General features: G+C 68.1%; 22 protein-coding genes. 12 read left to right on the top strand and 10 right to left on the bottom strand.

Annotated elements, in window-relative coordinates:
* Positions 1-441 precede the first annotated feature (441 nt).
* From FND50_RS12610 to FND50_RS12585, 6 genes are all read left to right on the top strand, one after another.
* A complete protein-coding gene (locus FND50_RS12610) occupies positions 442-957 on the top strand; it encodes a hypothetical protein (RefSeq protein ID WP_144285987.1) in 516 nt (171 codons plus the stop codon).
* Positions 958-1191: 234 nt separating this feature from the next.
* The gene (locus FND50_RS12605; RefSeq protein ID WP_186301278.1) at positions 1192-2346 is read left to right on the top strand and encodes a site-specific integrase; all 1155 of its coding nucleotides are present in this window, start codon (positions 1192-1194) and stop codon (positions 2344-2346) included.
* A 342-nt stretch (positions 2347-2688) separates the two neighbouring features.
* Entirely contained in the window at positions 2689-3486 is a 798-nt protein-coding gene (locus FND50_RS12600; protein ID WP_144285985.1) for a carbon-nitrogen hydrolase family protein, read from the top strand.
* Between the two features lie 58 nt (positions 3487-3544).
* Positions 3545-4174: a phosphoribosyltransferase gene (locus tag FND50_RS12595; RefSeq protein ID WP_005253762.1), complete on the top strand. Its 630-nt coding sequence runs from the start codon at positions 3545-3547 to the stop codon at positions 4172-4174.
* A 99-nt stretch (positions 4175-4273) separates the two neighbouring features.
* On the top strand, positions 4274-4978 hold the full coding sequence (locus tag FND50_RS12590) for a hypothetical protein (protein ID WP_007295739.1): 705 nt from the start codon (positions 4274-4276) through the stop codon (positions 4976-4978).
* Between the two features lie 139 nt (positions 4979-5117).
* The gene (locus FND50_RS12585; protein ID WP_005564760.1) at positions 5118-6905 is read left to right on the top strand and encodes a long-chain fatty acid--CoA ligase; all 1788 of its coding nucleotides are present in this window, start codon (positions 5118-5120) and stop codon (positions 6903-6905) included.
* A gap of 51 nt (positions 6906-6956) precedes the next feature.
* On the opposite strand, the gene FND50_RS12580 is transcribed toward FND50_RS12585, so the two are convergent.
* Complete coding sequence (locus FND50_RS12580; RefSeq protein WP_144289042.1) at positions 6957-7580, bottom strand: alpha/beta hydrolase; 624 nt, start codon at positions 7578-7580, stop codon at positions 6957-6959.
* Positions 7581-7658: 78 nt separating this feature from the next.
* Between FND50_RS12580 and FND50_RS12575 the strand changes: the two genes are divergently transcribed.
* The gene (locus tag FND50_RS12575; protein ID WP_144285984.1) at positions 7659-11126 is read left to right on the top strand and encodes a bifunctional RecB family nuclease/DEAD/DEAH box helicase; all 3468 of its coding nucleotides are present in this window, start codon (positions 7659-7661) and stop codon (positions 11124-11126) included.
* Here the strand turns inward: FND50_RS12575 and FND50_RS12570 are convergent.
* Both FND50_RS12570 and FND50_RS12565 read right to left on the bottom strand, forming a co-directional pair.
* A complete protein-coding gene (locus tag FND50_RS12570) occupies positions 11111-12310 on the bottom strand; it encodes an amino acid deaminase/aldolase (protein ID WP_144285983.1) in 1200 nt (399 codons plus the stop codon). The two genes, FND50_RS12575 and FND50_RS12570, sit on opposite strands and share 16 nt — an antisense overlap.
* A 59-nt stretch (positions 12311-12369) precedes the next feature.
* Positions 12370-13014 carry a TetR/AcrR family transcriptional regulator gene (locus FND50_RS12565; RefSeq protein WP_005564766.1) on the bottom strand — a complete coding sequence of 215 codons (645 nt, stop codon included), beginning with the start codon at positions 13012-13014 and terminating at the stop codon, positions 12370-12372.
* A 101-nt stretch (positions 13015-13115) separates the two neighbouring features.
* On the opposite strand from FND50_RS12565, the gene FND50_RS12560 reads away from it, so the two are divergent.
* Positions 13116-14432, top strand: a complete 1317-nt coding sequence (locus tag FND50_RS12560; RefSeq protein ID WP_144285982.1) for a D-arabinono-1,4-lactone oxidase — start codon at positions 13116-13118, stop codon at positions 14430-14432.
* A 10-nt stretch (positions 14433-14442) separates the two neighbouring features.
* The gene (locus tag FND50_RS12555; RefSeq protein WP_144285981.1) at positions 14443-15807 is read left to right on the top strand and encodes an amidase family protein; all 1365 of its coding nucleotides are present in this window, start codon (positions 14443-14445) and stop codon (positions 15805-15807) included.
* A gap of 12 nt (positions 15808-15819) precedes the next feature.
* Here FND50_RS12555 and FND50_RS12550 read toward each other — a convergent pair whose 3' ends face one another.
* From FND50_RS12550 to FND50_RS12540, 3 genes are all read right to left on the bottom strand, one after another.
* A complete protein-coding gene (locus tag FND50_RS12550; RefSeq protein ID WP_005253753.1) occupies positions 15820-16785 on the bottom strand; it encodes an adenosine deaminase in 966 nt (321 codons plus the stop codon).
* 26 nt (positions 16786-16811) lie between these two features.
* Positions 16812-18008 carry a class I adenylate-forming enzyme family protein gene (locus tag FND50_RS12545; protein WP_144285980.1) on the bottom strand — a complete coding sequence of 399 codons (1197 nt, stop codon included), beginning with the start codon at positions 18006-18008 and terminating at the stop codon, positions 16812-16814.
* A gap of 92 nt (positions 18009-18100) precedes the next feature.
* Entirely contained in the window at positions 18101-18904 is an 804-nt protein-coding gene (locus FND50_RS12540; protein ID WP_005253751.1) for an enoyl-CoA hydratase/isomerase family protein, read from the bottom strand.
* A 40-nt stretch (positions 18905-18944) separates the two neighbouring features.
* Here FND50_RS12540 and FND50_RS12535 point away from each other — a divergent pair, with 40 nt between their 5' ends.
* The gene (locus tag FND50_RS12535; RefSeq protein ID WP_144285979.1) at positions 18945-20309 is read left to right on the top strand and encodes an FAD-binding oxidoreductase; all 1365 of its coding nucleotides are present in this window, start codon (positions 18945-18947) and stop codon (positions 20307-20309) included.
* Here FND50_RS12535 and FND50_RS12530 read toward each other — a convergent pair.
* Together FND50_RS12530 and FND50_RS12525 are read right to left on the bottom strand one after the other, a co-directional pair.
* The gene (locus tag FND50_RS12530) at positions 20263-21774 is read right to left on the bottom strand and encodes an MFS transporter (protein WP_005574839.1); all 1512 of its coding nucleotides are present in this window, start codon (positions 21772-21774) and stop codon (positions 20263-20265) included. The two genes, FND50_RS12535 and FND50_RS12530, sit on opposite strands and share 47 nt — an antisense overlap.
* Positions 21775-21776: 2 nt before the next feature.
* On the bottom strand, positions 21777-22400 hold the full coding sequence (locus FND50_RS12525) for a PadR family transcriptional regulator (RefSeq protein WP_260850974.1): 624 nt from the start codon (positions 22398-22400) through the stop codon (positions 21777-21779).
* Between the two features lie 71 nt (positions 22401-22471).
* Between FND50_RS12525 and FND50_RS12520 the strand changes: the two genes are divergently transcribed.
* The gene (locus tag FND50_RS12520; RefSeq protein WP_144289040.1) at positions 22472-23194 is read left to right on the top strand and encodes a GNAT family N-acetyltransferase; all 723 of its coding nucleotides are present in this window, start codon (positions 22472-22474) and stop codon (positions 23192-23194) included.
* Positions 23195-23224: 30 nt separating this feature from the next.
* Positions 23225-24262, top strand: coding sequence for a glutathione S-transferase family protein (locus tag FND50_RS12515; RefSeq protein WP_144285978.1), 1038 nt, complete (start codon positions 23225-23227; stop codon positions 24260-24262).
* Between the two features lie 10 nt (positions 24263-24272).
* Here the strand turns inward: FND50_RS12515 and FND50_RS12510 are convergent, their stop codons facing one another.
* Both FND50_RS12510 and FND50_RS12505 read right to left on the bottom strand, forming a co-directional pair.
* Positions 24273-24668, bottom strand: coding sequence for a VOC family protein (locus tag FND50_RS12510; protein ID WP_144285977.1), 396 nt, complete (start codon positions 24666-24668; stop codon positions 24273-24275).
* A 4-nt stretch (positions 24669-24672) separates the two neighbouring features.
* Positions 24673-25527 carry a helix-turn-helix domain-containing protein gene (locus FND50_RS12505; RefSeq protein WP_144285976.1) on the bottom strand — a complete coding sequence of 285 codons (855 nt, stop codon included), beginning with the start codon at positions 25525-25527 and terminating at the stop codon, positions 24673-24675.
* Positions 25528-25615: the final 88 nt, after the last annotated feature.

The following is a 25615-nucleotide window of genomic DNA, read 5'->3' as shown; positions in this document are numbered from 1 at the left end:
GTGCCAGTGTGATATTCGCTTTGCCCGCGGACTACGCACATCTAACAATTGCTGTTACTGTCCCAACCCCCGATCGACACGAACGAGACACTAAGGGCCCCGACTCATGCACAACGACACGACGCACGCACTCGATCCCAATCGGACGCCTGCGGACCTCTCAGCACCCGAAAACGACGAGCCTCGCACCATGCGACCGGACACCGCATTGATGAGGGCCCTCCGCCCTTCGAATGCAGCCCTTTCGAGAGGCCGGACGGATATTGGCCTGGACGAGTGCATCTTCGAGTGGATCGCCTCGCGCGACCCGCAGAGATTCAGCGACTGGCTGCTGGCTGAGTACGACATTCTCCTCTGCACCCCTGGGAACCCGCTTGCCTCGCCAGTTCCCGGCACGGCCTAAACCTCCCAACCCTTTTACTCAAACAAGGAGCACACACGATGACAACGACTGAGCAGACGACGATGAAGGCCTACCGCGATGGATCCGGCGATGACCACTTCCTTGACATCAGCCCGATTAGCGTGTGGGAATGCCACGGATGCCAAGGCGAGTTCCCTAGTGACGAGATTCAGCCAGAACGCATATCGGGCAACGTGATAACCGTCAGCTCTCGATGCAAAGCCTGCGCAAATCAGGAGCCGGAGATCGTCGACTCCGCAGAAGATATCGGGAACCTGGTGCTCGAATGGCTCAGCACTGCGGGTGGAAAGCGCATCGTATGGAAGGAGGATCACGGGACTGCCTCGTGGACGTGCTCGATTGTGGAGGGCCCCAACTACGAACTTGAACTTGAGACACCCAATCTCAGCCGTTATGCGTTCACAGTCGTCACCGACGACGTGGGGGACTATCACTCATTCCCGGATGCCGACGTGCAATGGAGCTACTTCGAGGACTGGCTCTGGAAGGAACGGGAACTCTCGCTCGTAAAACTGTGCCCGGAATCCTACTGACGCCAATCACCCTTGCGATTGCCTCCGTTCACGCGGGGGCATTTCGCGTATAGAGAGGAAGTAACAATGGCTGCTCGCGGAAGTATCAGGAAACGGTGCGGGTGCGCCGATGCCGAGGGACGACAGCTGGGTTCTCGATGCCCCAAACTGCGTCGGGCGTCTGGTGCGTGGTCAGCGACGCATGGCACGTTCTTCGCCAGCGTCGGCGTAACGGTGGACGGCCAGCGTCGCCATGTGTCCAAGGGTGGCTTCACGACAAGCGCCGATGCACAGGCCTGGATCGACGGCGTTCGCGCTAAGCATGCCAAAGGCATTCGTGTGGTCGATCGGCCCACTGTCGAGTCGTACATGGCGGGTTGGATGAAACACAAGCGAGCCCATCTGAAAAAGGGGTCCGTCACTCAGTACGAGGGCCTAATCGCGAGAATCATCGTGCCCCACCTCGGGCACATCAAGCTGGACGAGTTGCGTGCGCATCACATCAGGGCCGCGTTCGACTCATACCTTGCCGACCCCACGAGAGCCAAGACGCGCGCCGGGGGAATCACGACGATTCAACGCACCAAGGCCGTCCTGTCATCAGCCCTCGCCGATGCAGAAAGGGAATCGTTGGTCGATAAAAATTTCGCCCGCCTCGTCAAGCTGCCGTCTGCCCCGTCGTCCAAGGCACAGGTATGGACCAAGGCGCACGAGGCGCGATGGCGAGCAGGGGTACAAGAGTTTCGTGATGCTGGCCACACCCTGATTGAATCGCGCGCCCTCGTCCCCAAGCCCTCGGTGGTGATGTGCTGGTCGCCTCGTCACGTAGGCGCATTTCTGGACCACGTCGAGGATGACCGGAACTACGCCCTCTGGTGGATTCTGCTCACGCGCGGACTCAGGCGCGGTGAGGCGACGGGGCTTCAGCATCAGGACATTGACGAGGAATACGGCACCTTGACTATCGCCCGGCAACGCATCGCTGAGGACCATGGTGTGGTGCGCATCGAGACGCCCAAATCAGAATCCGGCCGTCGAACCATTGCCTTGGGCAAAGAAGGCCTTGAGGTATTGAATGCGCACCGGAAAGCACATCGAGACGTCATCGGCCCTTGGCTCTTCACAGACGATCATGGCCGACCTCTCAACCCCAGGATTGTCGCCCGCGACTTCAAGCGATTGACTCGTGGGGCTGACCTGCCACCCATTCGACTTCACGACACGCGCCATACAGCAGCCACCCTTGCACTCGCATCAGGAACGGACCTCGCGACTGCACGCGACCAACTCGGTCATTCATCCATCAAGATCACGTCGCGGTATCTCAGCATGCTCGACGAGGTCGCTCAGACCTCAGCCGATAACGTCGTCGCATTCATCCCGCGTAGAGCTACCCGTAGCACGCCCTGAGAGCCCTGCTAACGCCTTGAACGCATGTCGCACCGGGAATCGTATGCGCGGCGCGTCAGCGGACGTGAGACTGCCCCACACCGAACATGAGTGCGATTGTGCGCAGGTTTCCTCGATATGGCGCTGTCATGGCACCCTGTGTTGGCGCCTACCCTCGGACTACGTAGCCAGTAAATACTTCACTCTGCCTGCGCAAACGGTCTGACGTAGCGACTACGTAGGCGAATACTCCGCTGACCAGCAGTTTAGTGCACGAGTCCACAGTGCATTGCCACGCCGCGGAAATACGCGGCGACCGGGACGGGAGACACCTGCCGCACCGCGTCGCCTAGCGTGGACGGCATGGTCGATGTCGCTGTCATTCAGTTCGCTCCCGGTCAGGACAAGCAGGAGAACCTGCGCACCCTCCGCACGCTCGCCGCCGAGGCCGCGGGCCGCGGCGCGAAGGTGGTGGTGGCGCCGGAGTACGCGATGTTCACGGCGCCGAGAACGGACGAGCGGATCGTCGAGTCGGCCGAGGGCCTGGACGGCGAGTTCGTCAGCGGGCTGGCCGCGACCGCGAAGGAACTCGAGGTCCACCTGATTGCCGGGGTCAACGAGCAGTTGCTCGGGGACGATCACATCTCCAACACCCTCGTCGCGCTCGGACCGGGCGGCGACATCGTCGCCACCTACCGCAAACTCCACCTGTACGACGCGTTCGGCTACAAGGAATCCGACGTCATCCGCGCCGGGGAGATCGGCGCCCCGGAGACCTTCGCCGTCGACGGCCTCACGTTCGGCATGCAGACCTGCTACGACCTCCGGTTCCCCGAGGTCACCCGCCGCATCGTCGACGCGGGCGCCGACGTGCTGCTGCTGCCCGCACAGTGGGTGCCCGGACCGTTGAAGGAGGACCACTGGTCCACTCTCGTGCGGGCACGCGCCATCGAAAACACCGTGTACGTGGCCGCCGCCGACCAGAGCGCGCGCACCGGGGCCGGCAACAGCATGATCGTCGATCCGATGGGCGTGACCCTCGCCTCCCTCGGTGAGCGGGTGGGTACAGCGGTCGCGGCGGTCAGCGCGGAGCGGATCACCGAGGTGCGGGAGAAGAACCCCGCCCTCGCCCTGCGCCGATTCACCGTCAGCGAGATCTGAACGGCCCGATCGGGAGTAGCGTCGGAGACGAACCGTTCTCCCCGATCACGGAGCGTCGATGTTGTACACCAGTCGCGCCGACGCCGGCCGCAGACTGGCCGCCGCATTGGAGCACCTGCGCGGCACCGATCTGGTGGTGCTCGGTCTGCCGCGGGGCGGCGTCCCCGTCGCGTTCGAGATCGCTGCCGCCCTGTCTGCGCCCCTCGACGTGGTCCTCGTCCGCAAACTGGGTGTCCCGTGGCAGCCGGAACTCGCCATGGGCGCCATCGGTGAGGGTGAATCCCGGGTGATCAACGACGACGTCATCCGCATCGCCCGGATCAGCAAGACCGCACTCGCCATGGTCGAGGCGAAGGAGCGCCGCGAACTCGAACGGCGGGCGCGGGTGCTGCGCGGCGGGAAACCGCGCGTGTCGCTCAAGGGCCGCACGGCCGTCCTCGTCGACGACGGCATGGCCACGGGCGCGACCGCGGCGGTGGCCTGCCAATCGGTGAAGAAGCTGGGCGCGGCACGCGTGATCGTCGCGGTCCCCGTGGCGGCCCCGGAGGCCGTCGGACGTCTGCGCGTGACCGCCGACGAGGTGGTCTGCCCGTACATCCCGGCCGATCTCGGCGGAGTCGGCAACGCGTACGACGATTTCCATCAACTCTCGGACAGCGAGGTCACAGACCTTTTGGCCCACCACTGACGGTGGTTCTCGAGGAATCTTCAGCTCCAGTGCAACGTTCCCGGAGGCCCTGTCGATACACCGGACAGAGCACAGAACAGACTGCCTTTGGAGGATCTCGTGACCGTCTCTGCCGATACCGTCGAAACCGTCGTCACCGCGTGCCGCGACCGATTGGGAGACCCGTCCGGCTGGGTCACCTCCGATGCCTACCGGCACAGCCTCGCCCTCTGCATCATCGAATCGGTGCAGTCGAGCGCCGGGCACAGCGAGGTCGCCGTCGTCGACCGCTATCTGGCATACCGGCGGGCGCACCCCGATCAGCCCCTCACCGACGGCGCGCGCGACCTTCTCCGCACATTCGAGGAGGCGGGCAGCTCGGATCAGTGGGCGGGCAAGGTCGGTTCGTACAAGAGGCGGTACTCCGCGACCGGTGTGCCGATCGAAGCGCGCCACATCCAGCTGGCGGCGGAGCGACTACACCAGCTCCGGATCAACAGCATCGACGACCTTCTCGAGGCCGCCCGGGACGAAGCCGCCCTGGAGCAGATCCACGACGCGTGGATCGAGGTGTGCGGGGAGAGCAGCGACGTCACGTGGGCGCATTTCCTGATGCTCGCCGGGATCCCCGGGGTCCGGCCGAATCGGGTGGCGGACGTGTTCATCAGCGGCGCGCTCGGCATTTCGGAAGCCACCGACGACGGCCTCGCCGAGGAGATCCTCGAGGCGACCGCCACCGAACTCGGTGTCGATCCGGACCAGTTGAACTACGCGATCCGGCGCTGGCTGTCGGCCAACTCGCGCCGTCTGGAAGAGGCCGCCTGAGTTATCAGTTTACGCCGAGTTACACTTATCTCCGCTGATCAGACAAGAAATACACATAACGGACATCGACCCTGGTGCGAAACTGGGACAAATGTGATCAAATGCACATCCGTCATGTCGTTTCAGTGGAGGGGTCATAGTGCGTGAATTCTCGGTACCGCAGTCGTTCTCAATTCCGGAGGACGCCTCCATGGCGGACACGGTCTTCCGTCATGCCGAGGAAGACCCGAAGTTCGTTCCGTTCAAGCGCCCCGGCAACGGGGGTTGGGTAGACGTCACCGCCGCGGAGTTCGCGGAGCAGGTCTCCGCCGTCGCGAAGGGCCTCATCGCTTCCGGCGTCGAGCTCGGTGACCGCGTCGCGATCCTGTCGGCGACCCGGTACGAGTGGGTCGTCATCGATTACGCGATCTGGACGGCAGGCGGGTGCACCGTCGCCATCTACGAAACGTCCGCACCCGATCAGGCGAAGTGGATCCTCGAAGACTCCGGCACGTCGCTGCTGGTCGTCGAGAACGCCAAGCAGGCCGACGCGCTGAAGGTCGTCACCGACGCCGCGCCGGACCTGCGTGAGGTTCTGCAGATCGAGGGCGGCGCGATCGACGAACTGTCGAAGCGCGGCGAAGGCGTCACCGACGAGCAGTTGCACGAGCGTCGTCACCAGGTGCGCGCGTCCTCCCCCGCGACTCTCATCTACACGTCGGGCACCACGGGCCGCCCCAAGGGCGTGCAGTTGACGCACTCCAACTTCTACGCGGAGTCCGCGGCCGTGAAGCTGGCGCTCAGCGACGCGATGTACGCAGGCAGGCGCACCCTGATGTTCCTGCCCCTCGCGCACGTCTTCGCCCGCGCCATCTCCTTCGGTGCGTTCGACGCCAAGGTCACGGTCGCGCACACCGCCGACCTCACCACGCTGCTCGACCAGTTCGCCGCGTTCAAGCCGCACTTCATCCTGTCGGTGCCGCGGGTGTTCGAGAAGGTCTACAACTCCGCCAAGCAGAAGGCATACGACGGCGGCAAGGGCAGCATCTTCGAGAAGGCGTCCGCCACGGCCATCGCGTACAGCGAGGCGCAGGACAACGGCGGCGCCGGGCTGGGCCTCAAGCTCAAGCACGCCCTGTTCGACAAGCTCGTCTACTCGAAGCTGCGCACCGCCCTCGGCGGCGAGTGCGACCGCGCCGTCTCCGGGGGCGCCGCACTCGGTGCACGCCTCGGTCACTTCTTCCGCGGCATCGGCGTCCCGGTGTACGAGGGCTACGGCCTGACGGAGACGAGCGCGGCCATCTCCGTGAACACCACCCGCGCACAGAAGGTCGGCACCGTCGGCAAGCCGATCGACGGCCACGCCGCGAAGATCGGCGAGGACGGCGAACTGCTCCTGACGGGTCCCGTGGTGTTCGGCGGTTACTGGCACAACGAGCAGGCCACCGCGGATTCGATCCGGGACGGCTGGTTCCACACGGGCGATCTCGGCTCGATCGACGAAGAGGGCTACATCTCGATCACGGGCCGCAAGAAGGAAATCATCGTCACCGCGGGCGGCAAGAACGTCGCGCCCGCGGTCCTCGAGGACGCACTCCGCGCGCACCCGCTGATCAGCCAGTGCCTCGTCGTCGGTGACGGCAAGCCGTTCATCGGCGCGCTCATCACCCTCGACTCCGAAACCCTCCCGGGCTGGAAGGAACGCCACGGACTGGCAGCCGACACCCCGGTGTCCGAACTGGTGAAGAACCCCGACCTGGTCGCCGAGATCGACGAGGCCGTGGCCGAGGGCAACACGAAGGTGTCCAACCCGGAGCGGATCAAGAAGTACCGCATCCTCGAGGTCGACTTCACCCAGGAGACCGGTGAGCTCACGCCCACCCTGAAGCTCAAGCGGAACGTCATCCACAAGGAGCACGGCGCGGCCATCGAGGCCATCTACGCGTAAGCGGCTCCGCCGCCCGTGAGTGGTCGAGGAGTCCAGAGACTCCTCGACCACTCACGGGCGCGCAGCGCCGAGGATGAAGTCGCGGACCACCGCGGTCACGGTCGCGTGGACCTTCTCGTGGAGCAGGTCGTGTCCGGCGTCGTCGAACTCCCGGAATTCGAGGCCTCCGATCCCCGCCGCCCAGTCCCGGACAGGGTCGATCGGTGCGATGCGGTCGTCCACGCCGTGGACCACGAGCAGCGGTATCCCGAGTGATTCGAGCGCATCCGCCGTCTGCTGCACGGCTGCGGTCTTCGGTGTCCCGCACAGAATCGCGCACCGGAAACCGGCGTCACCGGACGCGAGAAGTTCCATCGAGACCGCGGCGCCGAGCGAATGCCCCATGAGCACGAGCGGAACATCCGGTGCGTGCCTGCCGGCGAGGCCGGTGAGAAGCGCGGCGTCCTCCGCCAGGTCCGCCACGGATCCCGGATGGTCGCCTTCGGACAGTCCGTGACCGGCCTGGTCGATTCCCCACACCCCGATTCCGGCGGGCGTGAGTCCGCGCGCGAACCGGTGGTAATGACCCGTGTGCTGCCCCATGCCGTGGAGAAACACCAGCTGCGCGGCGGGTCCTCCCACCGCGCTCCAGTGCCGGTAGTGGACTCGTCCGGAGTGGCCGTCGAAGAAGGGCATGGCTGCCATTCTGGCTCTGTCGCACCCCGATGGCACAATCTGCCGGGTGAACTCACCGGCAGAACTGGGGACGTAGCTGTGTTCCTCCTCGACGACACCATCGTCTACAGCGCCAGCGACCTCTCCGCGGCCGCCACCTGCGAGTTCGCGTTGCTGCGCCGGTTGGACGCCACGCTCGGGCTCGCCGGGGCCGGTTCCGCCACCATGTCCGTCGACGACGACCCCATGCTGAAACGGACGTCGAGCCTGGGCGATGCTCACGAACATCGCCGGCTCGAGCAGTTCCGCGCCGAGTACGGCGACGGGGTGGTCACGATGGACCGTCCCGAGTACACCGCGGTGGGACTGTCCGAGGCGAACCTGGCCACCGTGGAGGCGATCCGCGGCGGTGCCGACGTCGTGTACCAGGGGACGTTCTTCGACGGCCGCTTCCTGGGTTTCTGCGATTTCCTCGTCCGCGACGGCGACACGTATGCCGTCTACGACACCAAACTGTCCCGGCACGCGAAGGTGTCGGCCCTGCTCCAGCTCGCCGCGTACGCGGAAGCACTGGCCGACAACGGAATCCCGACCTCACCGGACGTCCACCTGCTGCTCGGCGACGACAGCGACTCGGCGCACTCGCTCGGCGACATCGTTCCCGTGTACTCCGCGCGACGCTCCTCGCTCGAGCGAATTCTCGACGAGCACCGCGACGAGCAGTCCCTCGCGGAGTGGGGCGACCCCCGGTACACGGCGTGCGGCCGGTGCGACACGTGCACCCCGGAGGTGGAGCGGCACCGCGACCTCCTGCTGGTGGCCGGAATGCGCACGACGCAGCGGAGCCGGCTGATCGCGGCCGGGATCAGCACTCTCGACGCCCTCGCCGCGCACGCGGGCAGCGTCGAGGGCCTGCCCGAGCGCACCCTGGAATCGCTGCGCGCGCAGGCCGCCCTGCAGTTGCGCCAGGAGTCCTCGGGGACCCCCGAGTTCCAGGTGTACGCCCCGCAGGCGCTCGGCGGACTGCCCGAACCGGACGTCGGCGACATCTTCTTCGACTTCGAGGGCGACCCGCTCTGGGCCGAGAACGGATCCACGGACTGGGGTCTCGAATACCTCTTCGGCGTGGTCGAGGGTCCCGCCGACGCCGCCGTGTTCCGGCCGTTCTGGGCACACGACCGCGCCGAGGAGCGGCAGGCACTCGTCGACTTCCTCGACTACGTGACCGCGCGTCGTCAGCAGTACCCGAACATGCACATCTACCACTACGCCGCGTACGAGAAGTCGGCGCTGCTGCGGCTGACGGGACGGCACGGCGTCGGCGAGGAGACCGTCGACACCCTGCTGCGCGACAACGTCCTCGTCGATCTGTATCCGGTGGTGCGCGGGTGCCTGCGCATCGGCGAACGGTCCTACAGCATCAAGAAGCTCGAACCGCTGTACATGCCGGAGCAGCCGCGCGACGGCGACGTCACCAACGCCGCCGCATCGGTGGTCGCGTACGCCGACTACTGCGATCACCGCGACAACGGCCGGGAGGACGAGGCACGCGCGCTGCTGCAGGGCATCGCCGACTACAACGAGTACGACTGCGATTCCACGCTGCGGCTGCGCGACTGGCTGATCGGGCAGGCGAAGACGCACGGCGTCGCCCTCCGGCCGCCCGGCGACGGGCCCACCCCGGTGACCGAGGAATGCACCCCCGCGGAGGCGGCGTTACGCGAGTTCGCCGGGCACGGACCGAGCGAGCACCGGGGTCACGACCAGCAGGCGGCGGCGCTCATGGCGGCGGCGGTCGGCTATCACCGCCGTGAGCGGAAACCGTTCTGGTGGGCGCACTTCGACCGGCTGGTCGTGCCGCACGACGAACTGTCGGACATCCGGGACGTTCTGGTGGTGTCGTCCGCGGTCGTCGAGGAGAACTGGCACAAGAGCAGCCCGCGGCAGCGCAAGCTGCGCCGGCGACTTCAGCTCACCGGCCGTTTCGGGACCGGGAGCACGGTGGGGCCCAGGACCACGATGTACGCGCTGTACGACACCCCTGCACCCGAGGCGGTCGCGGGCGACAATCCGCAGCAACGGGGAACGTGCACGGTCAATGTGCTCGACGTCGGGAAGGACGGCCGGCGCCGCGACGTGGTGATCGTCGAGGAACTCCTGAACGGCGAGGAGTACGTGCAACTTCCGACGGCGATCACCCCCGGGCCCCCGATCACGACCGACCGGATCGAATCGTCCATCGCGGTGGCCGCGGACGGCATGTGCTCGCCGCTGCCGAAGCTCCCGCTGTGCGCGTCGGTGGACATTCTGCGGCGGTCCGACCCGCGCACCCGGAGCGGGAATCCGCTCCCACCCGTCGACGGCACGGATTACGCGGGCGCGATCACCGCGGCACTACTCGACCTCGACGACTCGTACGTCGCGGTGCAGGGGCCTCCCGGCACCGGCAAGACGTACACCGGGGCCCGGGTGATCAAGGCGCTCGTCGAGCGGCACCACTGGCGGATCGGCGTGGTCGCACAGTCGCATTCGGTGATCGAGAACATGCTCGGCGGCGTCGTGAAGGCCGGGCTCCCCGCCGAACTCGTCGCGAAGAAGGACGGGCGGCATCGCGCCGCGACGTGGACCGACATCAGCTCCAACGACTACCCCGGCTTCATCGACCAGGCCGAGGGAACGGGCTGCGTGATCGGCGGGACCGCATGGGACTTCGCGAACACCGACCGGGTTCCGCCGGGCAGCCTCGATCTGCTGGTCATCGACGAGGCCGGGCAGTTCGCTCTCGCCAATACCATCGCGGTGGGCGGCGCGGCCCGCAATCTCCTGCTTCTCGGCGATCCTCAGCAACTTCCGCAGGTCAGCCAGGGCACCCACCCGGAACCGGTGGACGCATCGGCCCTCGGGTGGCTCGCCGAGGGGCACGGGGCGCTGCCCGCGAGCCGGGGATATTTTCTCGAACGCACGTGGCGGATGCACCCGGAACTGTGCGCGCCCGTGTCGACACTGTCTTACGACGGCAAGCTGCGTTCACAGGAATCGGCCAGTGCCGCACGACGACTCGACGGCATGGAACCGGGTGTGCACACCGTCTTCGTCGACCACCAGGGCAACGCCACCCAATCCCCCGAGGAGTCGCGGGAGGTGGTCAACCGGATCACGAAGCTGCTCGGTTCCGGCTGGACCGACCCCAGCGAGTTCGAGGGCACCCGCCCACTCGGCGAGTCCGACATCCTGGTCGTGGCGCCGTACAACGCGCAGGTCGGGTTGATCGAACGTGATCTGGCCGCGGTCGGCCTCGACAAGGTCGAGGTGGGTACGGTCGACAAGTTCCAGGGGCGGGAGGCGGCCGTCGCCATCGTGTCGATGACCGCGTCGGCGATCGAGGACGTGCCGCGCGGCATGTCGTTCCTGCTGTCGCGGAACCGGATGAACGTGGCGGTGTCCCGCGGCAAGTGGGCTGCGATCATCATCCGGTCGGAATCGCTGACGCAGTACATGCCGAGCACCCCGGAAGGTCTGACCGAGCTGGGTGCCTTCATGCGGCTCACCGGTCAGCCGAAGCACTGACCTTCGCCGCGGTAGGTGGGCACCACGGTGCGGGAGCCGTCCGACTCGACGAGGTGCACCTCGGTGAACCGCTCGCACAGCTCGCCGGCCTTCGCGTGCCGGAACCACACCCGGTCGCCGATGCCGAGATCCGCTGCCGCCTTTCCGGTCACCGGGGTCTGGACCTCACCGGCGCCCTCGTTGCGCAGTAGCTTCAGCCGCGGCGGCCACACCGGCGTGGGCACGCGACTGCCCCCGGCGGGACCGGAGGCGATGTAGCCGCCGCCGAACAGCGTCGCGATGCCGGGTGCCGGCCGCCGGACCGTCGACAGGGCGAAGTACAGCGACGGGTGCGGACGGAACGCGCGGTACTTGTCGAAGAGCGTCGGGACGTACAGACCGGAGCCGGCTGTCACCTCCGTCACGACCGGGTCCGCGGAGCTCACCTCCAGCGAGCCGGTGCCCCCGCTGTTGACGATCTCGAGCACCCCGACCTCCGACTGCACGGCGTTCACCACGGCAGCGCGACGGGTCGCGAGTTCTTTCGCGGACGCCCGCTTCATCCAACCGATCGGCGGACTGGAGTCGGGCAGACCCGCGATCTGCGCTTCGTAGAACATGACACCGACGACGGCGAATCCCCGCCCCGCGGCGCGCTTCGCGGACGCGGCGACGGCGGACGGTTCGCGGAGCGGGGAACGGCGCACCCCGATGTGGACCGGCCCGAACCGCAACGAGGCGTCCACGTCGATGCACAGCCGGGCCGGGAGGGACGTGGTGCCTGCCGCGGCGAGAACGAAGTCGAGGTGGTCGTCGCTGTCGACCATCAACGTGATCCTGTTCAGCAGTTCGGGATCGGCCGCGAGTTCTGCGAGTGCCCCGCGGTCGGCCGTCGGGTAGCCCATCAGGATGTCGTCCGCGCCGTGCCGGGCGAGCCAGATCGCCTCGCGCAGCGAATACGCCATGATCCCGCGGAACCCGCCGGCCCCGGTGAGATTCTCCCCCAGGGCGACCTGGAGTACCGCGCGGCAGCGGACGGATTTGCTGGCGACGCGGACGGGGGTGCCGCCCGCACGCAGCACCAGGTCGGCGGCGTTGGCGCGCAGCGTGGTCAGGTCGAGTGCGGCCAACGGCGGGTCGACCTCGGTCGTCGAGGCGATGAGACGGTCGAGCGTGGGCGTCACAGTTCGTCCAATCTTTTCCATCGGTCTGCGACGCCAGTCAACCATCGAGTTGGACGATTGTCCAGATCAAACGGGCCCGCTCAGGCCTGCTCGACCGCCTTCGACGCGATCACGTGCACCATGTCGTCCAGCGCCGCGATCATCGCCTCACTGTCGCGGTCGACCAGCCACCGCAGCACGAGCCCGTCCAGGATGGCCAGCCCGAACCGCGCGATCGCCTCGACCGGGGTGGCCCAGCCGACTTCGGCGATGCGGGCACACTCGGCGAGGAACTCGATCGCCTCCTCGTCCATGGTCCGATACTGCTGACCGGCGATGTCGCCGGCCCGCTCGCTCCCGGACGCCCGGTGCCGCAACGCCTGCGCGGTGATCTCGTACGTCAGCAACTGGCGGTCCGGGGTGGCCTCGATGATCGGCCACATTCCGCTGATCCCGATGTGGAGGAGTTCGCGCAGACCGTCGATCCCGCGCAGGTCCGGCGCGTGCCGCACCTGACCGAACGCCAGTCGCATCGACGCGCTGAGCTGTAGAACCAGGCTCTCGCCCATCGCCGCGAGGAGCTCCTCCTTGCTCTCGAAGCAGTAGTGCACCACCCCGAGCGAGACGCCCGCCTCCTCCGCCACGGCACGCACCGTGACCGACGCGACGCCGCGCTGCTCCGCGATGGCGAGCGCCGACTCGACGAGTTGGGCACGACGTTCATCCGCAGGAAGCCTGTTCAGCATCCTCTGATCGTAGAACCTGCGGGGGCCGCGCCCGTGACCAACACGGACGCCCGACCAACCCGCCATTTGCCTGGACGAGCGTCCAGGTTCATGATGGGCGAATGGCACAGGACACATGGCGCAACTGGGCGGGCACCGAGACGGCGAACCCGCTGCGCTTCGCGACACCGCGCTCGGTGGAGGAACTCAGCGCGCTCGTCTGCGGTGCCGCGGAGCACGGACAGCGGGTCAAGGCCGTGGGGTCGGGGCACTCCTTCACCGGGGTCGCCGTCACCGACGGGATCCTCGTCAGCCTCGACGCCCTCACCGGAATCGAATCCGTCACCCTCGACGAACCGGCGGGCGCCCTCGTCACCGTCCTCGCCGGCACGCGGCTGCACGACCTGACCGAGCAACTGTGGCACCGTGGCCTGGCGATGATCAACCTGGGCGACATCGACGTGCAGTCCATCGCGGGTGCGCTGTCCACCGGAACCCACGGCACCGGAGCGCGTTTCGGAGGCCTCGCCACTCAGGTCCGCGCCCTGCAGGTGGTGCTGGCGGACGGCTCGGTGGCCGACTGCTCCCCCACCGAGAACCCCGAACTGTTCGAGGCGGCACGGCTGGGTCTCGGCGCCGCGGGCATCATCTCGAAGGTCACGATCCAGTGCGTGCCGCACTACGTGATGCACGCCGTCGAGAAGCCCGAGTCACTGGACGCCACCCTCGACCGGCTCGACCACGACCGCACCACGATCGACCACTTCGAGTTCTACTGGTTTCCGCACACCCGCCGCGTGCTGACGAAACGCAACACCCGGCTACCCGGTGACACCCCGGTCTCTCCCCTCCACCCGGTCCGCGCCTACGTCGACGACGAACTGCTCGCCAACGTCCTGTTCGAGGGCATCAACAGGGTCGCCGGCCATGCGCCGGCTGCGATCCCGAAGATCAATCGGCTGTCGTCGCGCATGCTCAGCGCGCGCGAATTCACCGATCGCAGCTACCGCGTCTTCGCGTCGGAGCGCCGGGTCAAGTTCCGGGAGATGGAATACGCGGTTCCCACCGAGGCGCTTCCCGACACTCTCGCGGCGATCGACTCGTGGGTGGAGAAGTCCGGTTTCACGGTCGCGTTCCCCGTCGAGGTCCGGTTCGCCGCGGGCGACGACGTGTGGCTGTCGACGGCGAACGGTCGGGACACGGCGTACATCGCGGTGCACCAGTACCATCGCCGCGATCACGAGCCGTACTTCTCCGCGGTCGAGGCCATCGCCCGGGAAGTGGACGGGCGACCGCACTGGGGCAAGATGCACAGCCGCACCGCCGAGGACTTGCGGCCCGCCTATCCGAACTTCGACGAGTTCGTCGCCGTGCGCGACAAGTACGACCCCGAGCGAATGTTCGGCAACGCGTACCTCCAGCAGGTCCTCGGTCGCTAACGTGAGCTAGGTGGCCCCCAGTCGATCTTTCGACCGTCGCGACTTCCTTCGCGTCGCGGGTGCCTCCGGGGCGGCGGCGCTCGGTGCCGTGATGCTCGGCGCGTGCGGGGAACGCCTGCACGACCCGGAGGTTCCGCCGCTTCCCGACGGCCTGTCCGTTCCGGGCGGCGGAGCGGTGTCCGAGTTCGCGCCCGTCGACAAGGCGACGTGGCGCATACAGGGCGATCCGCTGGTCGCGCCGACCGGTGACGGGCCCCTCGCCGGCAAGCGACTCGCCGTCACCGACCTGTACGCCGTTGCGGGACAGCAGATCGGTGCGGGCAGCGGACGGCGGCTCGCCGAGGCACCCGTCGAAACCGGTACCGCCGCAGTGGTGGCGCGCCTCCTCGGTCAGGGCGCCCGGGTCGTCGGCCTGGCGCAGACCGACGACCTCGGTTACGGGCATTCCGGCATCAACCAGCAGTTCGGTACGCCGCCCAACCCCCGCGCCGAGGACTGCCTGCCCGGCGGTGCGACCTCGGGTGCCGCGAGTGCAGTCGCGCAGGGTGCCGCCGACATCGGATTGGGTGTCGACACCACCGGTTCCGTCCGCATCCCCGCCTCGTATCAGGGCCTGTACGGCTTCGCGCCGTCCCGGGGCGCCGTCTCCACCGACGGGCTGTTTCCGCTGTCCCCCACGTTCGACACCCCCGCATGGGTCTGCGGCGACCTCGACACCCTCGTCGCGGTCTCCGGCGCGCTTCTCCCGCTCACGGCGGAGACCCCGTTCCGCAGCGCGCTCACCTCCGACGGCATCAACGCCGTCGCCGAGGCGGGGGCGCTCGGCGCGGTGCGGCGCGCCCTCACCGCGTGGGAGAAGAGTTCCCTCCCCCGGCTGACGTGGACCGACACGGACATCGGCCGGCTTCCCGACTGGTACGACGCCCTCGTCGCCGTGCAGGGCTACGAGGCGTGGCGGCTGCACGGCGACTGGGTGAGCGGGGCGATGACGTCGCTCGGCGACGAACCCGGCCGCAATTTCGCCGCCGCGAGCCGCATCTGGGAATCCACGTACGGCCGGAAACTGATCAAGCTCGCCGAGGCGTCGCAGACGATCACCGCGTACGTGGGCGACAGGCTGCTCCTGCTGCCCGCGACCTCCTCCACGGCCCCCGAGCGGACGAGCTACCCCAGCGGTGACCGGTTCCGGAACACGATGCGCGCCACCGGCATGCTGACCTGCCTCGCGAGCATCTCCGGACTGCCCAACGCGACCGTGCCGTTGCGCACCGACGACGGAGTTCCCGTCGGTCTCTGCCTGGTCGGCCCACACGGCCGTGACCGCGACGTCCTGGCGGTCGTCGCGAGTCTCGGCGACACGGGGCTGATCGACTGACGGCCGGAACCGTCAGCCGCGGAGCAGTTGCGCCTTGCGCGCGTCGCTCGCGAACGACGCCGTGATCGAGTTGCGCGCGAGGGTTTCCCGCTCGGCATCCGTGAGGCCGAGCTGATCCCGCAACTGGGCGAAGTTGTCGTCGACGTACCCGCCGAAGTACGCGGGGTCGTCGGAGTTCACGGTGACGAGCAGACCCGCCTCCAGCATGGTCCGCAGCGGATGCTCGGACAGCGAATCGACGACACACAGTCGCACGTTCGACAGTGGGCACACGGTCAACGGCACTTCCTCGTCCACCAGACGCGCCACGAGCGCCGGGTCCTCGAGCGCCCGCACCCCGTGGTCGATGCGCTCGGCGCCGAGGAGATCGAGCGCCTGCCATATGTACTCCGGCGGGCCTTCCTCGCCTGCATGGGCGACCACGTGCAGCCCCTCCGACCGGGCGCGTGCGAACACGTCCTCGAACAGCGACGGCGGGTTGCCCACCTCGGCCGAGTCCAGGCCGAGCCCGACGATCGGCGTCTGCAGCCGGATGATCTCCGAGAACACTTCCTCCGCCTCGTGCACGGGACGGTCCCGCAGGATCGCGGCGATCGCGGCGCTGCTGAGGCCGAACTCCCGCTCGCTTGTTCCCACCGCGTCCATGATCCCGTCGAGCACCTCGTGCAGCGGCACACCACGATTGACGTGAGCCTGCGGGTTGAAGAAGAACTCCACGTGCGCGACGCCGCCCGCCGACGCCCGGGCGAAATAGGCGCGAGTGAGGTCCGCGAAGTCCTGCGCCGTCCGCAGCACCTGCATGTTGGCGAAGTACAGGTCGAGGAACGACTGCAGATCGGTGAACTCGTACCGCGAGCGGAGATCGTCGAGGTCGGTGTACGGCAGCTGCACGGAATTCCGTTCGGCCAGCGCGAAGATCAGCTCGGGTTCGAGGGAACCCTCGATGTGCATGTGCAGCTCGGCGACGGGAGAGCTCACGGGTGGATACCTGCCTTTCGCACCACCTAAGCAGCGGTGTCGCGGTCGACGATACGGACGAAGCCGTCGCCGTCGATATTCGCGGTGTCGCCGGTGTGAAACCAGCCACCCGTGAAGGTCTTCGCGGTGACCTCGGGACGGTTCCAGTAGCCGCGGCTGACTCCCGGACCGCGGCACAGCAATTCGCCGATACCGCGGCCGGCGTCGGGACCGAGGAGGGCCACCTCCATCCCGCCGAACGCGACGCCCACGCTGCCCGCGTGTGTCAGAGCGCACTCGTCGGGCAGCGCCAGGCCCGCCCCGCACGTTTCGGTCATTCCCCACCCGAGGAAGTGCCTGGCCGCAGGGAACGTCCGCCGGAGCAGTTGCGACTGCTCCAGGGACAGCCCGGAGCCGCTGTAGTCGATCCAGCGCACCGCGCGCCGGCCGAAACTCGTCACCCGCGAGTTCTCCACGGCCCGCAGGAGGACGGCGGGTGCCGCGGTGAGCACGTCGGCACCGGTGCCGCGCCACGACGCCGCGTCGGTGCTCCCGGTCAGCAGGACCGTTCCGCCCACCACCAGCGTCGAGAGCAGTTCGACGAGGGATCCGACGGTGTGCAGTTCGGGTTCGACGAGAAGATTCCGCAGTCCCTCGGAGCTGAACCCGCGCACATGGAGCACGGATTCGATGGTCGAGAGGACGTTCTCGTTACTCAGCTCCACCCCCTTCGGGGACTCCGACGGCCCGGGCGTGTACGACAGCAGCACCAGCTCGTCGGGGCTCGCGCCGTCGTCGATGAACGAGATCCCCTCCGGCAGTTCGCCGTCGAGGATCAGTACCGATTCGCTGTCGGCGAGCACCTCACCGGTCCGCGCGTCGTCGAGCGCCGGGCTCACCCCGACCGGCACGCCGCCGGCCAGCAACACCCCGAGGAAGGCCTCGACCCAACGAATCCCCATGGGCTGCCGGACGGCGACGCGGTCGCCGATCTCGACGCCCTTCGACTTCAGCCCGCCGGCCACCCGCGCCGCGGACGTCCACAGTTGCGAGAACGTGAGCGACCGGCCACCGTCCTCCTCGACGGCGACCCGGCCCGCGTAGCGGTGCACGGAGATGTCGAGCAGCTCGGTGAGCGACGGGTTGAGCCCGCCGTACCGGAGCAGGCCGTCGCGACCACGGACCACCCGGTCGTCGTGGAAGAAGGGACCACTACTCGGGTACTCGACGAGGGACGACGGCATCTGCACCTCCGCTGACGACACTGCTGCGCGACCGGGACGTTGCCACGACTATATGACGCCCGTCACAGTTACGGGGAGCAGTTCGCCGACGCCTACCGCCCGCGGTACGTCGCCTTGCCCGGTCCGACGTCGAGGAAGCTGCGTACCGCACCCCGGAGGTCGTCGGTCTCGAACAGCGCACCCGACACGTCGGGCGTGATCGAGTCGGCGTGCGCGACCCCACCCGACCGCCACGCGGAGATGATCTGCTTCGTGGCGTCGTGTGCGCGCGTCGGCCCGTCCGCCAGGCGTGCGACGAGGGCGCGGGCCTCCGCGTCGACGTCCTCGTGGACGGCGTTGACCACGCCCCAGTCGCGCAGCGTCGCGGCGTCGTACAGGTCGCCGGTCATCACCAGTTCCCGGGCGCGGCCCGACCCCGCCCGCTCGGCCAGCCGCTGCGGTCCGCCCATCGACGGGGTCAGCCCCACCACCGTCTCGACCAGTCCGAACTTCGCCTTCGGTGCGGCGAGGATGATGTCGCAGGCGAGCGCGATCTCGAAGGCCGCGGTCAGCGTCAGTCCGTGCGCCGAGTACACGACGGGGCACGGCAGCGCCTCGAGCGGATGGCAGATCTCGGCGAACAACTCCTGCCACAGGTCCGCGCCCTGTTCCGCCGTGAGCCCGTCGAACACGTGGACGTCCACTCCTGCGGAGACCACCTTGCCCTCTGCGCGCAGCAGCACCGCGCGCGGCGGATCCTCGGCGAGCGCCGCGACGTCGGCCTGCACGGCGTCGAACATCGCCTGATCGAAGAGGTTCAGTGCGCCGTGGGCGAACGTCAGGATCGCGATCTCGGCGCCGGCGTCCGTACGGACACGCTCGAGTCGGGTGGGATGCGCGGCTGCAGGCTCAGTCATGCCGCCAGACTGCCACACGTGTTCCGCCTACGATCGGGGTGTGGACTCGCTGCGCGCGGCGCTGGCCGACGTCGTCGGAGAACGGTTCGTGACCGTGGACGCGGACGTGCTCGCCGCCCGGGCCATCGACCACACGGGGCGCTACAGCGGGCGGGCGAGTGCACTCGTCCGGCCCGCGGATGCCGCGGAAGTCTCGGCCGTGCTGGGCATCTGCCGCCGAGCCGGGGTGAAGGTCACTGTGCAGGGCGGCCGCACCGGACTCGAAGCAGGGACGGTGCCCGAGCACGACGACGTGTTGCTGTCGACGGAACGACTGACCGCGGTCGGCGCCGTCGACCGCGAGAACCTGCGCGTCACCGTCGGCGCCGGGGTCACCCTCTCGACGCTCCGGAACGCCGCCGCCGACGCCGGACTGCTGTTCGGCGTCGACATCGCGTCCCGCGATTCCGCGACGATCGGCGGCATGGTGTCGACCAATGCCGGTGGGCTGCACACCGTGCGGTACGGACACATGTCGGCGCAGGTGCTGGGCCTGGAGGTCGTGCTCCCCGACGGGGCGATCGTGCGGCGCAGCATGCGGGTGGGCGCCGAGAACTGCGGATACGACCTGCCCGCGCTGTGGGTCGGCAGCGAGGGGACTCTCGGTGTGGTCACCACTGTCGACCTCACGCTCCGCCCCGTGCCCGAGTTCCGAGTGACCGCCCTCGCCGGCTTCGCGCAACTGCCCGGATTGATCGACGCCGCTCGCGTCGTCCGGCGGCTCGAGGGGGTCGACGCCGTGGAGATGCTCGACGGCCGCGGGCTCGAATTGGCCTCCTCGCGGCTGAGTTTCGCGGTCCCCACGGGTCTGCCGTGGTACCTCCTCGTGGAACTGGCCGGCCATCGCGATCTCACCGCCGAACTGGCCGAGGCCCTGGCGCAGTGCGCTCCCGACGAGGAACCCGCCGTCGGGATCGATCCCGCAGGCCGCGCCCGGGTTTGGGCGGCGCGGGATGCGTTCGCGGAGGTGGTCGGATTGTTCGGGCCCCCGCTGAAGTTCGACGCCGCCCTCCCGCTGGACACCCTGGCCGCGTTCGTCGCCGACGCGGTCGCGCTGGTGACGAGCCGGGCCCCCGACGCGATCCCGGTGCTGTTCGGGCACGTCGCCGACGGCAACGTCCACCTCAACGTGCTGCGCTGCCCCGACGAGTCCGTGCTGTACCGGACGGTCACGGAACTGATCCGCGATCACGGCGGCAACATCGCCTCCGAACACGGTGTCGGCGCACACAAGCGCAACTACCTCGACCTCGCCCTCAGCCGCGAGGACATCACCGCGATGTGGACGATCAAGCGGGCGTTCGATCCCGCCGACTACCTCAACCCTGCAGTGATGTTTCCCGACTGGCTGCGTCGCCCGCACTGACTCCAGGCCTCTTCTCGCGCAACGGTCGCGCGAAACACACCGAGGCGATGAACCCGATCAGCAGGACGGCGGCGGGCAGCCAGATCGACTGCGACATCGCCGTCGCGAACGGCTCCTTCACGAATTCGGGCATCTCGCCGACGCCGGCCTCCTGGCTGTCGCTGTTCAGCCCCTGCGCGGACAGGCGGGCCGTGATGAGCGCGCCGATCGCGGCGCTGCCGAGGACGGCGCCGACCTGGCGGGTCGTGTTGTAGACGCCGGCTCCGGCGCCCGCCTGATGGGGCGGAAGGTTGTGCGTGGCGGTGGCCGCGAGCGGCGACCAGATACACGCGTTGGCGAGACCGATCAGACCGATCGGCAGCAGCAGTTCCCAGATCGCCACGTCGGGCGACATGACCATGGCCAGCCAGCCGAGTGCGATCGAGAACAGCAGGAATCCGGCGCCCGCGATGTACCGCGGGTGGGTGCGGTCGACGAGCTTGCCGATGAACGGGGCGAACACACCGGTGAGAACGGCCATGGGCACGAGGAGCAGGGCCGATTTCGTCGGCGACAGACCCCGCACCGCCTGCGTGTAGAACATCAGCGGCAGGACCATCGCGGTGATCGCGAACCCCATCGCGGTGATCGCCACGTTGGCGAGCGAGAAGTTGCGGTCCGTGAACAGGCCCAGCGGCAGGAGCGGCTCGTTCTTGTTCCAGGACTGGTACCAGACGAAGATGCCGAGTAGGACGAGGCCGGCGCCGATCGACGCCAGCACGGTCGCCGACCAGTCGTAGGAGCTGCCTTCCTGGATTCCGAACACGAGGAAGAACATGCCGAGCGCACTGAGTACGACACCGGGGATGTCGAACTTGTGCTCGTGGGTCTCGAGCGCGGGCACCAGCCGCCAGGCCAGCACGAACGCGATCACGCCGACCGGCACGTTGACGATGAAGATCCACTCCCAGCCGAGATTGTCCACGAGCACGCCACCCGCGAGCGGTCCCACCAGGGTGGCGACACCGGCGACGGCGCCCCACAGACCCATCGCGGTGCCGCGGCGGTCCGGCGGGAACGTGCGGGTGATGACGGCCATCGTCTGCGGCGTCATCAGTGCGGCGCCAAGTCCCTGGAAGACCCGGGCGACGATGAGCATGGTGATGGTGCCGGACAGGCCGCACCACAGCGACGCCCCGGTGAACAGGACGAGCCCGATCAGGTAGATGTTCTTGGGACCGAACCGATCACCGAGTCGACCGGTGACCAGCAGCGGCACCGCATAGGCCAGCAGGTACGCGCTGGTGACCCAGACGACCTTGTTGATGTCGGTGTGCAGGTCGTTCATGATCGCCGGGTTGGCCACCGCGACGATGGTGCTGTCGACGAGGATCATGAAGAAGCCGATGACGAGGGCCCACAGGGCCGGCCACGGATTTCGATGCTCGGGTGGCGACGTGGGTGGTGCGGTGCGCTCGGTGTCCATCGTCAATCCTTTGCTGAACCGGATGGGATCCGGCGTGAGTGTGTCAGTCGTTCGAGAAGTTCCGGCGAAAGCCAGGGGAGGGCTCCGGAGTCGATGTCGGCCACCAGGGCGCTGAGCCATTCGTGCTCCGCGCGGGCGACGGTGACGAGAAATTCGTTGCCGAGGAGGAAGATTCTGGGAGTCTCGGTGGAACAGGCGAGAGCGGCGGCGGTCTCGAGCTCGTCGATCTCGCGGGTGAGGTGATCGAGCCGTTCCCGGAGCAGTTCCACCACGGCGGGGGCGTCGACGTTGTGCGCCTCCGCCAGGGCGAGGGGAAACTGCGGGTACTCGTGCACCGGGGTGGCGAGCATGTCGCTCACCCGTTGGACGAGGGCCTCCCGGCCCGCCTCCGTGACCTCGTACATGGTGCGTTCGGGCCGGTTTCCCGCCCGGTCGGTACCGGTGGTGCGCACCAGCCCTTCACCTTCGAGCCTGCTCACGGTGTGATACAGCGACCCCGGCCGGATCTTCACGACGCGCCCACGCCGGGCGGCGGCGAGTTGGTACATCTCGTACGGATGCATCGTGCGCTCACACAGCAGACCGAGGATGGTGACACCGAGCGGGGTGAGTGCCACGGTCACCACCTTCCACTCCTCCAAGTCGAATACTCCACGTGGAATATACCGTCCGGGCCGATGCGGAACAAGCGGTTACCGTGGGTCTCGTGGACTCCCATCACCTCGACATCATTCGACTCGCCTGGTCACGCGAACTGGGATTGCCCGACGACGCACTGTCCACCCGGCCGGGCGCCGACGACCGCGCCGTCCGGGTGGACGACGACACGGACACGATCCGATTCCTGCGCCTGGGCGAGACGTCCGCGCTCGTCGGACCGCGGTGGGCGATCGAGCGTGCAGACGGGCACACGTCGGCGGAACTGACCGAATCCGCAACCCTGCTCGCCCTCACCCAGGATCGGTCCGGACGGTGCGCCGGTCCCCTGGTGCTCGCGTTCGGCACCGACTACCAGGATCCCGCGACCGGGCAGCCACCGCTCGTCTCCCACGAACACGACCACGTCCGGCAGGTCGAGGAGGCGTGTCCCCCGGACGACGTGACCGAGGCCCATCTGGGTGACCGCGACCGATGGTTCACGATTCTCGACGACGCGCAGCAACCGGTCAGTTCCGCCGGGTACGCCGAGTTCCAGGGCTTCCTCGCCGATGTCGGCGTGCTGACGGCGCCGGAGTTCCGGCGCCGGGGACTGGGCGCCACGGTCGCCGGGATCGCCACCGACGACGCGCTCGACAGCGGCCTGATCGCCCAATGCCGTTCACCCCGCGACAATCTGGCCTCGCGCGCGCTCGCCGCTCGCGCCGGGTACCGGGAACTGGGAACGTACGCCGCGGTCACGATCTCCCGAAGTACGCTCTGAGACACACCGAAAGACGGGGACGAGTCGACCATGACAGACCGAACGGCAGAACCGCACAGCACGGAAGGCGCCTACGTCGAATCCGGCGCCGAGTTCACGCGCGACACCCACTACATCCCCACCCGCATCACGGCCGACGGCCGCGACGGCTATCCCGTCGAACCCGGCCGCTACCGTCTCGTCGCCGCCCGGGCGTGCCCGTGGGCCAACCGCGCGATCATCGTGCGGCGACTGCTCGGACTCGAGGACGTGTTGTCGATGGGACTGTGCGGCCCCACCCACGACAAGCGCAGCTGGACTTTCGATCTCGATCCGGGCGGGCTCGACCCCGTGCTGAAGATCCCGCGCCTGCAGGACGCGTACTTCGCGCGTTTCCCCGACTACTCGCGGGGCATCACCGTGCCCGCGATCGCCGACGTCCCCACCGGGCAGGTGGTCACCAACGACTACCCCCAAATCACCCTGGATCTGTCCTCGGAATGGACGCGGTACCAGCGTGAGGGCGCGCCCGACCTCTACCCCGAGCCGCTGCGCGACGAGATCGACGAGGTCGCCGATCTCGTGTTCCGCGACGTCAACAACGGGGTGTACCGGTGTGGTTTCGCCGGATCGCAGGAGGCGTACGACTCCGCGTACGACCGCCTGTTCGCCCGTCTCGACTGGCTCGAGGACCGACTGACCGACCGCAGGTTCCTCGTCGGGGACACGATCACCGAGGCGGACGTGCGCCTGTTCACCACCCTGGCCCGGTTCGACGCGGTATACCACGGACATTTCAAGTGCAATCGGAACAAACTCGACGAGATGCCCGCGCTGTGGGGGTATGCCCGTGACCTCTTCCAGACACCCGGGTTCGGCGACACCATCGACTTCACCCAGATCAAGCAGCACTACTACATCGTGCACACCGATATCAATCCCACCGGGATCGTGCCGAAGGGTCCCGACCTGTCCGGCTGGCTCGAACCACACGGGCGTGAACAGCTGGGCGGCAGGCCGTTCGGGGACGGCGCACCGCCACCTCCGCCGAAGCCCGGCGAGGACGTCCCGGCCGGGCACGGGGCGTGATGGGGCCGGTCTACGAGCCGGTGTAGGTGCCGAAACTCCAGAACACGCCCTCGGGGTCGCGGCAGGTGAATCCGCGCGATCCGTAGTCCTCGTCCCGGAGTCCGCGGACGATCGTGGCACCGGCGGCCACCGCGCGCTCGTGGAGGGCGTCGGGGTCGTCGACCACGAGGTACACCGAGCCGGTCCCCGGCGGCAGGTCGCTGATGACCGAGTCCTCCCTGGGCGAGCCGAGCATGATCCCGCCGCCCTTCGGCCAGCCGAGTTCGGCGTGATCGACCCGGTCGCCCTCGCCGTACACCGCGTTCTCGGCGAATCCGAAGGCGTCGACGAGGAAGCGGATCGCGGCCCGCGCATCGCGGTAGACGAAGGTGGGCCACACACATGTGGTGTGCGTCGAAGTAGTCATGCCATCACTCTGCGCCGTCGTCGTGGTAGGGGTCTTGGACGAATGAGAACGGGTCGATCTCGCGCCACCGCGACGGTGCGACGCCCGCGAGGTCGCGCCAGTCCCGCGCCATGTGGGCCTGGTCGTAGTAGCCGCACACCGCGGACACGTCGGCGAGCGTCACCCCGGCAGCACTCTCGAGCATCCGGTGCGAACGGTGGAAACGCGACAACCGCACCACGTCCTTGGGCGTCACGCCATATTCTGCGACGAATTTGTTCACCAGATGCCTTCGGCTCCAGCCGACCTCGTGCGCGACGTCACCGACCCGGGTGCCCTCACCGGCGACGAGCAGATGCCAGGCGCGGGTGAGGTGCGGGTCGATCTCGGCCGGCGCCGCGCGGCGAGTCAGGACGTCGTCGAGGATCGCGAACCGCTCGTCCCAGCCCGGTTCGAGGGACAGCCGTTCGGTCAGTTCCCGCGCGTCGGGACCGAGCAGTTCCTCGAGCCCGACGACCCAGGAGCCGAGGGCGGCGGTGGGCACCCCCAGTAGCGCTCGGGCGCCGAGAGGGCTGAGCGCCAGTTGGACGCCGTGCTGGTTGCCGTCGTGCCGGATCGTCACCGGTGCCGTGGCGATGCCGCTGGCCAGAGTGGCGAAACGACCGGGCGCCTGCTCGGGCGTCGCCTGGGCGGCGATGTCGAGCGGCTCGTCGATCGTCACGACCACCGTGAGGGAGGGCGACGGCAGACCGAGGTGGATGCCGGGCTCGAATCCGGCCAGCCGATAGCCGTCGTATCCCGTGACCAGCGCGCGTAACGGTGCCGCCGGGCGCCGGAAGGCCCCGGACGACACCGCGGTATCGCTGTCGGCGACGCTCACGAAACCAGCCTAGGCAACGGTGCAGACACCGGCCACACCGTTCACTCACCTACAGTCGGTGCCAGCACACTCGAAGCACACGGCGAGA

Origin of the sequence: Rhodococcus sp. WB9 (genome assembly GCF_007558985.1) — a bacterium.
Classification (GTDB): domain Bacteria; phylum Actinomycetota; class Actinomycetes; order Mycobacteriales; family Mycobacteriaceae; genus Rhodococcus_F; species Rhodococcus_F opacus.
The sequence above is the reverse complement of the archived record's forward strand: the minus strand, read 5'-3'. Positions and strand labels throughout refer to the sequence as shown.